Here is a 251-nt window from a genome sequence, read left to right as displayed (position 1 = left end):
CTTGAACCACCGACCTCACCCTTATCAGGGGTGCGCTCTAACCACCTGAGCTACAAGCCTGCAGATATGCTTTACTGCTTTCTTTTCATCAGACAATCTGTGTGGACACTACAAAGGCAGGTTCTTTAGGTAAGGAGGTGATCCAACCGCAGGTTCCCCTACGGTTACCTTGTTACGACTTCACCCCAGTCATGAATCACAAAGTGGTAAGCGCCCTCCCGAAGGTTAAGCTACCTACTTCTTTTGCAACC

At 49.4% G+C, this 251-nt stretch carries 1 rRNA gene; it reads right to left on the bottom strand.

Annotated features, from left to right (window positions below):
• Positions 1-130: 130 nt before the first annotated feature.
• A 16S ribosomal RNA gene (locus AC6EMZ_RS23460) occupies positions 131-251 on the bottom strand; the annotation flags it as partial.

The sequence above is a fragment of the Enterobacter sp. SCRI0065 genome, assembly GCF_059766475.1.
Note: the sequence above shows the minus strand (reverse complement) of the source record. Positions and strands in the feature narration are given on the sequence as shown.